We start from the raw sequence: 13,017 nt of genomic DNA on the forward strand, positions 1-13,017 counted from the left end.
TCCCCGCTGACTCCGGTCATGTGCTCGCCCGACGAGGGGTCATGCGAGCATTCGACCGACGTCAGCGAGCAGGTGCCGCGTCAGAGCGCGAGACGCTCTCGAACGACGTCGGCCAGACGATCCGCATGGGCGCGGGCGACCTCTTCCGACGCCGCCTCCACCATCACGCGGACCAGGGGTTCGGTGCCGGACGCGCGCAGCAGCACCCGGCCGGAATCACCGAGTTCGGCGATGGACGCCGCCACCGCCTCCTGCACGGCCGCGTCGGTCACGCCGTCGCGGTCGACCCCGCGCACGTTGACGAGCACCTGCGGGTACACCGTCATCAGCGACGCGAGCTCGGCGAGGGTCTTGCCCTGCCTGGCCATCTCGGCCACGATGTGCAGGCCCGTCAGCAGGCCGTCACCGGTGGTGGCGAACTCGCTCATGATGACGTGGCCCGACTGCTCACCACCGAGGGAGTACCCCCCCTCGTTCATGGCTTCGAGCACGTAGCGGTCGCCGACGCCGGTCTGCAGTACGCGGATGCCGTGGTCGGCCATTGCGCGGTGCAGCCCCAGGTTGCTCATCACCGTGGCGACGAGGGTGTCGTCGACGAGCGCGCCGCGCTGCTTCATCGCCACCGCGAGGATGGCCATGATCTGGTCGCCGTCGACGACACTGCCCTGCGCGTCGACCGCGAGGCAGCGGTCGGCGTCGCCGTCGTGGGCGATGCCGACGTCGGCTCCGAGGCGCACGACGGCCTCGGCGAGCACGTCGAGATGCGTCGAGCCCACGCCGTCGTTGATGTTGAGGCCGTCGGGCTCGGCGCCGATGACGGTGACGGTCGCGCCCGCGTCCTTGAAGGTCTCAGGAGACACTCCGGCGGCGGCGCCGTGGGCGCAGTCCAGCACGACGTGGATGCCGTCGAGACGGTGCGGCAGCGAACCGAGCAGGTGCAGGACGTAGCGGTCTTCGGCGTCGGCGAAGCGACGGATGCGACCGACGCCGGCGCCCGTGGGTTGCAGGCGTTCGCCCTCGAGGGCGAGCTCGATGCGCCGCTCGACGACGTCGGGCAGCTTCGTGCCGCCGCGGGCGAAGATCTTGATCCCGTTGTCGGGTGCGGGGTTGTGCGACGCCGACACCATCACGCCGAAGTCGGCGTCATGGTCGGCGATGAGGAAGGCGGTGGCGGGCGTGGGGATCACACCGGCGTCGAGGACGTCGACGCCGGACGAAGCGAGTCCCGCGGAGACCGCGGCCGCGAGGAACTCCCCCGAGACGCGCGGGTCGCGCGCGACGACGGCGGTGAGGCGGCGGCCTTCGGCCTTGCGCGCCTCCGCCGAACGGCCCTGGCCCAGGACGACAGCAGTCGCCTGGGCCAGGTGCAGCGCGAGTTCGGCGGTGAGGAGGCCGTTGGCCAGCCCCCGCACCCCGTCCGTGCCGAAAAGAGGCATCCGGAAAGTCGAACTCAGCGCTTGGAGTACTGAGGCGCCTTGCGGGCCTTCTTGAGACCGGCCTTCTTGCGCTCCTTGACGCGAGCGTCGCGGGAGAGGAAGCCGGCCTTCTTCAGGGTGGGGCGGTTGTTCTCTTCGTCGATGCCGTTCAGCGAACGGGCGATGCCGAGACGCAGCGCGCCGGCCTGACCCGAGGGGCCACCACCGGAGATGCGCGCGATCACGTCGTACGAGCCCGCGAGCTCGAGAACCGTGAACGGGTCGTTGATCAGCTGCTGGTGCAGCTTGTTCGGGAAGTAGTCCTCGATCGTGCGGCCGTTGACCGTGATCGTGCCCGAGCCGGGGATGAGGCGCACGCGGGCGATGGCCTGCTTGCGACGGCCGACGGCTGCGCCGGGGACCGAGAGCACGGGGCGCTCGGCGGCGACGGCCGACTGCTCGGCGGGCGTCTCGGTGCTGTAGTTGCTGGGGTCGATGTTCGACACTGTTTCGTCCTTATCCGGCGGCGCTTACTGGGCGACCTGGTCGAAGGTGTATGCCGTGGGCTGCTGGGCACCGTGGGGGTGCTCGGCGCCGCGGTACACCTTGAGCTTCTTGAGCTGCGCCGCGCCGAGGCTGTTCTTGGGCAGCATGCCGCGGATGGCCTTCTCGACCGCGCGGACGGGGTTCTTATCGAGGAGTTCCTCGTAGGTGACCGACTTGAGGCCGCCCGGGTAACCCGAGTGGCGGTAGGCCTTCTTCTTCTGGAGCTTCTGACCCGTGAGCGCCACCTTTTCGGCGTTGATCACGATGACGAAGTCGCCGGAGTCGATGTGGTTGGCGAAGGTCGCCTTGTGCTTGCCGCGGAGGAGGACCGCCGCGTGCGAGGCGAGACGGCCGAGGACGACGTCGGTGGCGTCGATAACGACCCACTCGCGCGTGACCTCAGCGGCCTTGGGGGTGAAAGTGCGCGTCACAGTAGTGCTGCTTTCTTGTTCGAACGGAGGAGTTCGTGAATCCCGCTCCGGTGGTCCGTTGCTCCGTCGATGACGAGGCAACCAAGGCCGGTGGAGGGCTCACGTTCGGGCAACCCGCTCGCAGAGAGGCGGGCACCAAAGATCGAGACTACGGCATCGGGATGCCATGGCCAAATGCCGCCAGCCGTCAGGCGAGGATCGTGCCCGCGGCGACCAGGGCGAAACCGGACGCGTTGAAGACGACGTGCACGACCACCGCCGGCCACATTCGCCCCGTCCCGATGGTGAACACTCCCGCGACGACGCCGAGCAGCGTGAGCGAGACGAGATCCGACGGATCGCGGGGTGCGGTCAGTTCGTGCGCGGCGACGAAGAGCGCCGTCGACAGAGCCACCGCGGCGATGCGAGCGGCGACACCGCCGACGCCGCGCCGGAGCACCGCGAAGACGCTGACCAGGACGACCCCGCGGAAGAAGAGCTCCTCCAGGGGCGGGGTGACCAGCGATCCGACGACCGCGTCGACGATGAACGCCGGGGGCAGCTCGCCGTCGGTCGAGAAGGTCGAGGGCCAGGGTGCGGCGCCGTCTCCCGAGCCGGCGACGGCGCCCTGGACGAGTCGGAGGAGGATGCCGAAGACGACGCCGTACACGAGGTCGATCACCCGGAAGCGCAGCAGACCCCGCGGGCGCGAACGCGCGAAGGCCAGGGCGACGGGTACCGCCATCGACGTCCAGACGATCCCCTGCGCGCCGCCGGAGGCTGTTTCGACGGGAAACAGCAGGGGCGCGGCGTGCGCCCCGATCGCCGCCACTCCGACTGCGCAGACCGCCCACCCGAGCATCTCGGCGTCCCACCGGGCAACGCTCGATCCACCCTCCCCCCATAGGCGACGTCGACGACGGCCCCGGTGACGAGCGGCGGGGGCGTCGAGAGAGGACATGCGGGTCAGGGTAGGACGCCGATACCCCGTGGTGACGCGTCAGACGGCGCGCGGACCGCAGGCTTCACCACCGCTTTCACCCCGGTCTCTCGCGGGCATGGCCCCGGCACGACGATGCCCCGCCGCCGGGAGGCGACGGGGCATGTCCGTACGAACGCGTCCACCGCGGATGCGGGCGAGAGTGCGGACGCGCGCGCTGGGGATCAGCGCTGAAGGAAGTCGATGACGACCCGGTTGAACTCGTCCGCGTGGCTGACGTTCACGCCGTGGGGCGCGCCGGTGACGACGTGCAGCTCGCTGCCGGCGATCGCCTCGTGCGTGCGCTTGCCCGATCCCTCGAAGGGGACGGTCGCGTCGCTGTCACCGTGGATGACGAGGGCGGGAACGGTGACGTTCGGCAGGTCGTCGCGGAAGTCGGTGGTGGCGAACGCCTCCATCGACTTCAGCGCAGCGTGATGGTCGGCCTGGTTCGCGAGGCGCTCGGCCTCGGCGCGGTCGGCCTCCGAGACGGCGAGGGTGCCGTCGACCGAGAAGAAATCGGTCGTGAACTGGTGATAGAACGCCTTCTCGTCGCTCTTCAGCCCCTGCTTCATGCCGTCCGCGGTCTCGTCGTCGAGCGGACCCTCGGGGTTGTCGTCCGTCTTGGCCAGGTACGGCGGGACGGCGGACGCGAAGACCACGCTGTGGATGCGGTCGGCGCCGTGACGCGTGAGGTAGCGGGCCACTTCGCCGCCGCCCATCGAGAAGCCCACGAGGGTGGCGTCACGCAGATCGAGGGTCTCGATCACGGCCTGGAGGTCGTCCGAGAAGGTGTCGTAGTCGTACCCGGAACGCGGCTTGTCGCTGCGTCCGAACCCGCGACGGTCGTAGGTCACGACGCGGTACCCGGCCGCCTCGATCGCGGGAACCTGGTGCGCCCACGACTCGCCCGAGAGGGGCCACCCGTGGATGAGGACGACGGGGCGGCCGGTGCCGCCGGTGTCGTCGACGTGGAGGTCGATGTCGGTCAGAAGTCCGTGGTGTGCGGTGATCTCGCTCATGGCCGTAATGCTTCGGCTCGTACCTGAACGTGGGCCCCTGCTTGACGTACATGTTTCGGATTGGTAACGCTCCACCCCACGCACAGGGCGCGGGCGGATGCAACAGCTCGGGGACACACGTTCGGCGTCGTTAGCCTGCCCGCATGGCTCCCACCCGCATCCCCGGTATCGCCCTGCTCATCGTCGCCGGCGCGCTCTCCCTCAGCGCCTGCGCCCCCGCATCAGGGGGCGACCTCGTCCCCGGGACCTCGGGCGCGCCCGGGAGCGGGGCATCCGGTGCGACCGGAGTCGACGACGACGGCAGAACCGCCGTCACCGCGATCACCACCGCCGAAGCGAGCGCCGGCGGTAGGGCCTTCGAGCTGGAACGCGGCGACGACGACACCTGGGAGGTGCACGTCGCCGTGGGCGAGCGCGAGGTCGAGGTGCGCGTGGCATCCGAGGGGACGAGCGTGCAGTCTTCGCAGGACGACGACGCCGTCGATGCCGACGAACGTGCCGCGCTGGATGCCGCCGTCACGACGCTCGCCGACGCCGTGCGGATCGCCACGGCGCAGAACCCGGGCGGCGAGCGCCTCGACGAGGTCCAGCTCGACGAAGACGACGGGACGTGGATCTGGAAGGTGGAAGTGCGCGACGGGACGACGGTGCGTATCGCCGCCGCCGACGGGGCGGTCCTCTGACCCCCTCTCCGAAGCAGAGGCGCCCGCTGGACGCAACCCTTCCACCCGACGGCGCGAGGAGGTTGCAGCCTCATTACACTCGCGCCATGAATCACGCCTGCGACTCCGTCGGCCACAGTCCGAGCGCCCGGGTGACCCCGGGCGCAGCCTCCCCCCGATCGGGGGTGACCCACCGATGAACGACCTCGCACTCAACATCGTGCTCGTCGTCGTGTTCGTGCTGATCGGCGGGGTGTTCGCCGCGACCGAGATGGCACTGGTCACTCTGCGCGAGAGCCAGGTGAACGCCCTCGCCGCCCGGGGCAAGCGGGGACAGAAGGTCGCAGATCTCGCGCGTAACCCCAACACGTTCCTGTCGGCGGTGCAGATCGGCGTGACGGTGGCGGGGTTCGCCTCGGCCGCGTACGGCGCGTCGTCCATCGCCCCCTCGGTCACTCCGCTGTTCGAGAACCTCGGTCTCGAGCCGGGCATGGCGGCGACGGTGTCGACCATCGCCCTCACCCTCGTGATCGCCTACCTGTCGCTCGTGCTGGGCGAACTCGTGCCCAAGCGCCTTGCCATCCAGCGCAATGCGGCCTTCGCGTACACCGTCGCACCGGTGCTGAACGGCTTCGCGAAGCTCATGCGGCCGGTGATCTGGTTGCTGTCTCTATCGACCAACGTCCTCGTGCGCCTGCTCGGCGGAGACCCGAACAAGACCGGCGAGGAGCTCACCGAGGAGGAGCTCCGCGACATCGTGTCCAGTCACGAGGGGCTCCCGGCCGACGAGCGTCGCATCCTCGACGACGTGCTGTCACTGCGCGGGCGCCATGTGAGCGAGGTCATGCGTCCGCGGCCCGAGGTGGTGACCCTGGATGCCGGGGGCACCATCGCCGAGGCCCGCGAGACGGTCCGCGACCTGCCGTACTCGCGTTATCCCGTCGCGGAGCAGTCCATCGACGACGTCGTGGGGTTCGTGCACGTCCGCGATCTCTCCGACGACACCGAGCGTCCGCTCAGCGCGGTCATGCGCGAGATCCGCTACATCCCCTCGACCGCACGGGTTCTGCCGACGCTCACGGCGATGCGCGCCGACGGAAGCCACATCGCGGTGGTCGTGGACGAGTACGGCGGCACCGACGGCATCGTCACGCTCGAGGACCTGGTCGAGGAAGTGGTCGGCGAGATCTTCGACGAATACGACACCGACGCCGAGCAGCCCCTCGCCGAGGGCGAGCACGGCGTCGTCGAAGGTCGCCTCAACCTGCAGGACTTCGAAGAGGCGACGGGGGTGACCCTGCCGCGCGGCGCGGCCGACACGGTCGGCGGGTTCGTCGTGGAGCGACTGGGGCGCCTCGCCCGGGTCGGCGACACCGTCGAGGTCGACGGCGCGACGCTGAAAGTCAGCGCTGTGGAACGCAGACGCGTGGCGGAGTTGCTGGTCACCCGGCATCCCCTCGACGAGTCGGACGCCGATCGCGAGCGCGCGGGGCGCGACTGACCCGCGAGGCCGGTCGTCGTGGCCGGGCTCGACGTCGCCGGGACGACCGCGGCCTGAGGGAAAGATTGCGCGCAACCATATTGCGTGCAATACTTTTTCCATGCCCGCTGTCGACACTCTCGTGTGCTTCGCGCTGTACGCCGCCAACCGCACCACGACCCAGGCCTACCGTGCGCTGCTGGAGCCCTTCGATCTCACCTACCCGCAGTACATCTCACTGGTGACCCTGTGGGTCGACGGCGAGCAGACGGTGAAGAGTCTCGGCGAGGCCCTGCAGTTGGATTCCGGCACCCTGTCGCCGATGCTCGCGCGGATGGAAGCGGCGGGCTATGTCACGCGGACCCGCACCTCCCGCGACGAGCGCGTCGTCACCGTTTCCCTCACCGAACGCGGCGTCGCGCTGCGTGAAGAACTCGCGCACGTACCGCGCTGCATCGCTGCCGGCGCCGGTTTCACCGACGCCGACGACGCGCGCGAGCTCATCGACGCGCTGCACCGTCTCACCGATGCGATGAAGGACCTCCGCGATCACCCCGACGCGGTGCTCGCCTCCGTCGGCGCTCCTCGTCGCACGGCATGAGCATCCCCTCCCCCGACCACCCTTCGAAAGGACACCCCATGGAAGCCCTCTACACCGCCGAAGCCGTCTCGACGGGCCACGGCCGCACCGGCCACGTCACCGCCGGCAGCTACATCGACCTCGAGGTCGCTCCCCCGAAGGAGATGGGCGGCTCGGGTCAGGGCACCAACCCCGAGCAGCTCTTCGCCGCCGGCTACGCCGCGTGCTTCCACGGTGCTCTGCATGCGGTGGCCCGCGGGCACAAGGTGACGCTGGAGGACTCCTCGGTCGGCGGACGCGTGCAGATCGGCTCCAACGGTCAGGGCGGCTACCAGCTCGCCGTGCTGCTCGAGGTGGTCCTCCCGGGCATCGACGCCGAGCTCGCCCAGCAGCTCGCCGACGAAGCCCACCAGGTCTGCCCGTACTCCAACGCCACGCGCGGAAACATCGAGGTCACCGTCACGGTCTCCGAGGACTGACCTCCCCTCGACACCGGGGCGGGGCGCTGAGCCCACGTATCGCATCCCGTCCCGGTCTGCACCACCCCCGACGCCGTCCGCTCCGCGGGCGGCGTCGCTGCGTCCACCCACCGATCAGTTCAGCTGCAGTTCGCTCTCGACCTTGCCGTAGGAGCGACGCAGCCACTGACCGAAACCGGGCTGCGACAGGCACGCGGAAGCGTCCTCGCACGTGACGACGGAGTCCTCCGCGGCATACGTCCGGTACACGTCCACCTTGGCGGAGAGCACATCGCCCTCGATGTTGACCGGCTGATGCTGCGACGGGTACCCGATGTAGTAGGTGACGGCATCGGCCGGCACCTCGGCGGCGGGTGCGACCGCTCGCACCAGAGAGCCGACGCACGAATGATCCGGGTGGTCTCCCCGAGCGAACGCGCTCTCGTGCGGGATGTTCGTCGTCACGTGGTCGGGGCGTCCCGCGTGGATCAGCTCGGCGACGGTGTCGGCCAAGCGGCTCGCGTCGAGGGTCGGCCCGTCGTCGATCGGACGAAGGACCGGCACGGTGCCGTTGATGAGCTGCGTCAGGCCGGCGTCACCCGTGCTCGGGAACCCCTTGGCACTGAGGTTGCCGTCGGGCAGGCGCAGCACGGTGATGGACAGGCGAGCGTCGTCGACGGGCACGAACCGGGTCACACGTGCTCCGCTCAACAGGGTGATCTCGCGCGTGTCCCACGCCGCCGTACTGCCGCGCATGAGGTCGTAGGCCGCGCGGATGCCGGCCTCGCGCTGCCGTGCGTAAGCGAGTCCGCGCCCCGCGTCCCCGGCCGTGACGAAGACCGTGCGCAGGGTGGCCCCCGACGCGATGATGGTCGCGAGGTGGGGGTTGGCGAAGATGATGTCGTCGTCGGCGTGCGCCCACACGGCGACGGTGGTGTCCTCTCCCGGCTCTTCGAAGGCGGGCGACGACGCGCGCGGTGGCGCGCCCGGCGCGGGCACGATCGGGGCGAGCTTCACCCACGCGCCCTCCGGACCGGCGGACCGGCGGATGTCGCGGTACACCAGCGCGCCCCCGCCCAGTGCGGCGAGGCCCCCCACGGCGATCCCCCCGAAGACCAGGGTGCGGCGACCGACGACACGACGCCGCCGTGCCGCATCGCCCCCGTCCCCACGCGAAGGCTCGTCGATGTCACTCACGGCGACTCCGTCCTGTGGTGCGCCCCCCGGCGACGGTTTTCAGATCTGTCGCGCCCGTGGGCGCCCTTCGACGCTATCGCGCTCGACACTGCTCCCCGGACGCGCCCCGGCGCTCCGCCGGTGTCGGGATGCATCGATCATCCGGCGCGTGCGGAGGCGGCGCAGCAGTCCGCACCCCACACATCGGTGATCCTCAGCGGGCGCCTAAGGTCAGTCGTGACACTCGCCGTATGCAGACCTCCTCACCGCCGCGGTCACTGACGCCCGTCGCACTCCGCGTTCGCGCGGTGCTCAACGAGTGGGACCCCATCGGTGTCCACCACATCGGTCACGGCTGGCCCGATGACGAGTACGACGACCTGATCCTGCCCGTCCTCGACGCGCTCGACGTCCACCCCTCGGTCGACCATCTGGCGGCCGAGCTCCGTGAGGTCGTCGAACACGATTACGGGCTCCCGACGCCGATGGGATCCCACGATGCTGCGCGATCGCTCCTCTCGCTCGTCGAGCGGTCGCACTAATCGGCGGTGGCTGACGGGGCAAGCCCTGCCGCGCCTCCGCAGACCGTTCTAAGGTGCGGTGCATGGTCGATCTCACCCGCCCGCAGACTCCCGATCCGTACCCGCTGCTGCCCGCCGTGGCCGCGTTCGATGTGACGAGCAACGATGTCGTCGACGGGCGACCGCTCGACGACGCTCAGGTCGCCGACAAAGGCGACACCTCGCCGCATCTGCGTTGGTCGAACGTCCCGGACGGCACGAAGTCCTTCACGGTGACGTGCTTCGACCCCGATGCCCCGACGCCGAGCGGCTTCTGGCACTGGGTGCTCGTCGACCTTCCCGCCGACACCCGCGAGCTGCCCACCGGCGCCGCCTCAGGGACGCTCCCCGAGGGAGCCTTCCACGTGCGCAACGACGGCGGCCGCGCCGGGTTCCTCGGCGCCGCGCCGCCCCAGGGCGACCAGCCGCACCGCTACTTCTTCGTCGTGCACGCCGTCGGCGAGGACAGTCTGGGCATCGACGCGGATGCCACCCCCGCGGCGGCGTCGTTCGCGCTGGCCTTCACCACCCTGGGCCGAGCCATCGTGCACGGCACCTACCGGCACTGAGGACCGGTCACGACGCAACGCACGGACGACGTAGATGGGGCGCAGGCGGTCGCCGGCGTCGAGGAGCGCATGACCGCTCGATTCCCGGGGCGGCGCCGGACGTCGTCCATGACGAGGTCGTCGTGGCTGCCGAGATCATCGCCCAGCGTGAGGTTCGCACGGCCGTCGAGGAGACGACGCGTCAGGGCTGACCACGCTCAGCCGAGGTGCAGTTCCGCCTCGGTCATCGGGTAGGAGCGCCGCAACCACTCCCCGAATTTGCGTGTCCCCAGGCATGCGGCGCGATCGGCGCAACGGATCACCTCGTCCTGCTGCGCGTAGATGCGGTAGGTGTCGACTTTGGCGTTCAGCACCGCCCCGTCGAGGTTCTGCGGCAGGTCGGCCGAGGGGTAGCCCACGAAGTAACGGATGCCAGGGCCCACGGCCGGATCAGGAGAGAGGGCGTCGCGGACGACGCTGCCGACGACCGAATGGTCGGGGTGGTCACCAGGGGCGAAGGCGCTCCCCCGTGGGATGTGGGTGAGGACGCGTCCCGGCGCGAACCCCGTCGACAGCTCGCGGACGGTGGCGAGCAGCTGGTCCCGCGAGAGTGCTGCGCCGCCCGAGACCGGCGAGAGGGCGGGGATGCCCCCGTCGAACAGGCGGCCGAGCGTTGCGAAGCCCGTGTCCGCGAATCCGGCGCCCGTGATGTTGCCGTCCGGCAGTCGGAGGAAGATCACCGAGACCCGCGGGTCCCCTTGGGGGGTCAGGCGGCGCAGCTGGACGCCACTCGTCAGGGTGAGATCGGTGGTGTCCCAGAGTCCCTGCGTCCCCCGCATGTCGTTGTAGGCGCGCAGGATGCCGAGTTCGCGGGCTTCGACGTAACGCATCCCCTTCCCCGCGTCACCGGCGGTCACGAACACCGTCCGGACGCAGTCGCCGGCGTGGAGGGCGTCGGAGATGGTCGGATTGCCGAAGATGAGGTCGTCGTCGGGGTGTGCCCAGACGCTCATCACCGTTGTCGCGCCGTCGCATCCCTGAGCCGCCGGCGAGACGGGCGCCGCGGGTGACGGTGCGGTCGTCGCGCCCGGTGACGGAGTGGGTGTCGGTGATGCCGTCGGGGTGGGCGCGAAGGAGGACGACGGCGAGGGCGTCGCCGGTGGCGCCACCGATGGGGGGTCCGGCCGCAGGACGGCGAAGGAGAAGATGCCGGCGACCGCCGAGACGACGACGACGGCGAGGGCGACGGCCGCGATGAGGCCCGCAGATCGGCGTCGACGGCGGGCACGTCGCGTACGTACGGAGGCGCCTGACATCGATGCCCCTTTCGCGGACGGCGGACACAGCTGGCCCCCGCGGGAGGGGACTCGACGCCGGTCGAGCCGAGCCGACGCGCGCCCGAGTGTAGGGGAAGGCCGCAGGGGGAGCGAATGCGTCGCTCCTGACCGCGCACCGTGCGCTTCCCGTTCACGTTTCGGGCGTATGAAGACATCTGACGGGTGAATCTGCGGGTGACATCGGCCTGTTAGTGTTCGCGAGGTGGGATCGACGCAGGTCGATCGGGGGGAGGCATAGGTCGTGACAGTGGACCTTCGGGGAAGCGCATCGGTATCGGGGTCGCACCCGCCGGTCGCCGAGACGACGACAGCGCCGCTGACGGCCGACCGTCCCGCTCCGATGTACAGCCGCCATCCGTGGCGCCGCACGTACCGCCGCGCCCTGGTGATCACCGACCTCCTGTCGCTCGCGTGGGTCGTCTACGGTACGCAGCTGCTCTGGTTCGGTCTCGGTAATGCGCAGCTGGCCGCGCGAAACGACGGGCGGATCACCGACCTGTCGTACTGGGCGTTCTCCGCCATCCTCGTCGCGACCTGGATGTGGGCCCTCGCTTTCGTCGAGTCGCGGAGCGACCGCGTGATCGGCACCGGGTCGGCCGAATACGTCCGCATCGCCGACGCGAGCTTCCGACTCTTCGGCACCGTCGCCATCATCGCCTTCCTCACGCAGATCGACATCGCCCGCGGGTACCTCCTCATCAGCCTGCCGCTGGGCATCGCCGTCCTCCTCTTCACCCGGTGGGTCTGGCGTCAGTGGTTGATCGTGCAGCGCTCCAAGGGCCGCTATTCCGCGAACGTCCTGCTCGTCGGATCGCTGACCTCGGTCACCCAGCTCGCACGCGAGTTCGCCCGCATGCCCAGCGCGGGTTATCGCGTGGTCGGCGCCTGCGTCCCGAACGGCAAGATCGCCGACGTCATCCCCGGCACGGATATCCCGGTCATGGGTCACGTGGGAGACGTCTCCCGCGCCCTCGAGGTCACCGGGGCCGATACGGTCGCCGTCACGAGCGCCGACGAGCTGCCCGCCGACAAGGTCAAGCAGATCTCGTGGAGCCTGGAAGCCGGGCGTCAGCACCTCGTTCTGGCCCCGAGCATCGTGGACATCGCGGGCCCCCGCCTCCACACGCGTCCCGTCGCCGGTCTCCCCCTCATCCATGTGGAGACTCCGAAGTTCTCCCGCGGACAGAGCTTCCTCAAGCGCACGGTCGATCTCACCGCCGCGTCGGTGGGGGTGGCCCTGTTGAGCCCGCTCCTGGTCTTCCTGATGCTCTCGGTCCGGCTTTCCAGCGACGGTCCGATCTTCTTCCGGCAGACCCGGGTGGGCTTCCGTGGTCGCGAGTTCACGATGATCAAGTTCCGCTCGATGGTCGTCAACGCCGAGGAATTGCTCGCCCAGCTCGCCGAGCAGCAGCGCGATTCGGGCAACGAGGTCCTCTTCAAGATGAAGAACGACCCGCGCGTGACGCCGATCGGTCGCGTCATGCGCAAGTACAGCCTCGACGAGCTCCCCCAGCTGTTCAACGTGATCGGGGGTTCGATGTCGCTGGTCGGCCCGCGCCCTCCGCTTCCCTCGGAGGTCGCCGTCTACGCCGATCACGTGCACCGGCGCTTCCTGGCCAAGCCGGGCATCACCGGTCTGTGGCAGGTCAGTGGACGCTCATCGCTGTCCTGGGAGGAGTCGGTCCGACTCGACCTGTCGTACGTCGAGAATTGGACCCTGCTCGGTGACTTCGTCATCCTGGGTAGGACCGCCCGCGCCGCGCTCGCGCCGGGCGAGACCGCCGCGTAACACTTCCATCCCCTCCCACACCCGCGAGCCGGCACCGCCGGCGCGGGGCGACACC

At 70.0% G+C, this 13,017-nt stretch carries 14 protein-coding genes; 7 read left to right on the top strand and 7 right to left on the bottom strand.

Features of this window, described 5'->3' with window-relative positions; genetic code table 11:
• Window positions 1-80: 80 nt before the first annotated feature.
• The 5 genes from glmM to FHS07_RS03295 form a co-directional block, all read right to left on the bottom strand.
• Window positions 81-1,436, bottom strand: a complete 1,356-nt coding sequence (glmM, locus tag FHS07_RS03275) for a phosphoglucosamine mutase (RefSeq protein WP_183418465.1) — start codon at window positions 1,434-1,436, stop codon at window positions 81-83.
• Window positions 1,437-1,450: 14 nt separating this feature from the next.
• Window positions 1,451-1,921, bottom strand: a complete 471-nt coding sequence (rpsI, locus tag FHS07_RS03280; protein WP_183418466.1) for a 30S ribosomal protein S9 — start codon at window positions 1,919-1,921, stop codon at window positions 1,451-1,453.
• Between the two features lie 24 nt (window positions 1,922-1,945).
• Window positions 1,946-2,392 (bottom strand): 50S ribosomal protein L13, encoded by a 447-nt coding sequence (gene rplM / locus FHS07_RS03285; RefSeq protein ID WP_183418467.1) that lies wholly within the window; start codon window positions 2,390-2,392, stop codon window positions 1,946-1,948.
• Between the two features lie 187 nt (window positions 2,393-2,579).
• Window positions 2,580-3,332: a CPBP family intramembrane glutamic endopeptidase gene (locus FHS07_RS03290; RefSeq protein ID WP_183418468.1), complete on the bottom strand. Its 753-nt coding sequence runs from the start codon at window positions 3,330-3,332 to the stop codon at window positions 2,580-2,582.
• A 203-nt stretch (window positions 3,333-3,535) separates the two neighbouring features.
• The gene (locus FHS07_RS03295; protein WP_183418469.1) at window positions 3,536-4,372 is read right to left on the bottom strand and encodes an alpha/beta fold hydrolase; all 837 of its coding nucleotides are present in this window, start codon (window positions 4,370-4,372) and stop codon (window positions 3,536-3,538) included.
• A 143-nt stretch (window positions 4,373-4,515) separates the two neighbouring features.
• On the opposite strand from FHS07_RS03295, the gene FHS07_RS03300 reads away from it, so the two are divergent.
• From FHS07_RS03300 to FHS07_RS03315, 4 genes are all read left to right on the top strand, one after another.
• A complete protein-coding gene (locus tag FHS07_RS03300) occupies window positions 4,516-5,055 on the top strand; it encodes a PepSY domain-containing protein (protein ID WP_183418470.1) in 540 nt (179 codons plus the stop codon).
• 175 nt (window positions 5,056-5,230) lie between these two features.
• Window positions 5,231-6,535: a hemolysin family protein gene (locus FHS07_RS03305; protein ID WP_183418471.1), complete on the top strand. Its 1,305-nt coding sequence runs from the start codon at window positions 5,231-5,233 to the stop codon at window positions 6,533-6,535.
• A gap of 100 nt (window positions 6,536-6,635) precedes the next feature.
• On the top strand, window positions 6,636-7,115 hold the full coding sequence (locus tag FHS07_RS03310) for a MarR family winged helix-turn-helix transcriptional regulator (protein ID WP_183418472.1): 480 nt from the start codon (window positions 6,636-6,638) through the stop codon (window positions 7,113-7,115).
• Window positions 7,116-7,153: 38 nt separating this feature from the next.
• On the top strand, window positions 7,154-7,573 hold the full coding sequence (locus tag FHS07_RS03315; RefSeq protein ID WP_055959174.1) for an organic hydroperoxide resistance protein: 420 nt from the start codon (window positions 7,154-7,156) through the stop codon (window positions 7,571-7,573).
• 114 nt (window positions 7,574-7,687) lie between these two features.
• Here FHS07_RS03315 and FHS07_RS03320 read toward each other — a convergent pair whose 3' ends face one another.
• Window positions 7,688-8,749, bottom strand: a complete 1,062-nt coding sequence (locus FHS07_RS03320; protein WP_183418473.1) for a PIG-L family deacetylase — start codon at window positions 8,747-8,749, stop codon at window positions 7,688-7,690.
• 230 nt (window positions 8,750-8,979) lie between these two features.
• On the opposite strand from FHS07_RS03320, the gene FHS07_RS03325 reads away from it, so the two are divergent.
• Window positions 8,980-9,270 carry a hypothetical protein gene (locus FHS07_RS03325; protein WP_183418474.1) on the top strand — a complete coding sequence of 97 codons (291 nt, stop codon included), beginning with the start codon at window positions 8,980-8,982 and terminating at the stop codon, window positions 9,268-9,270.
• Window positions 9,271-9,332: 62 nt separating this feature from the next.
• Entirely contained in the window at window positions 9,333-9,857 is a 525-nt protein-coding gene (locus FHS07_RS03330) for a YbhB/YbcL family Raf kinase inhibitor-like protein (protein ID WP_183418475.1), read from the top strand.
• A gap of 197 nt (window positions 9,858-10,054) precedes the next feature.
• On the opposite strand, the gene FHS07_RS03335 is transcribed toward FHS07_RS03330, so the two are convergent.
• Window positions 10,055-11,152, bottom strand: coding sequence for a PIG-L family deacetylase (locus FHS07_RS03335; protein WP_183418476.1), 1,098 nt, complete (start codon window positions 11,150-11,152; stop codon window positions 10,055-10,057).
• A gap of 262 nt (window positions 11,153-11,414) precedes the next feature.
• Between FHS07_RS03335 and FHS07_RS03340 the strand changes: the two genes are divergently transcribed.
• Window positions 11,415-12,962, top strand: a complete 1,548-nt coding sequence (locus FHS07_RS03340) for a sugar transferase (RefSeq protein ID WP_425488138.1) — start codon at window positions 11,415-11,417, stop codon at window positions 12,960-12,962.
• Window positions 12,963-13,017: the final 55 nt, after the last annotated feature.

This window comes from Microbacterium proteolyticum (genome assembly GCF_014192415.1).
GTDB lineage: Bacteria > Actinomycetota > Actinomycetes > Actinomycetales > Microbacteriaceae > Microbacterium > Microbacterium proteolyticum.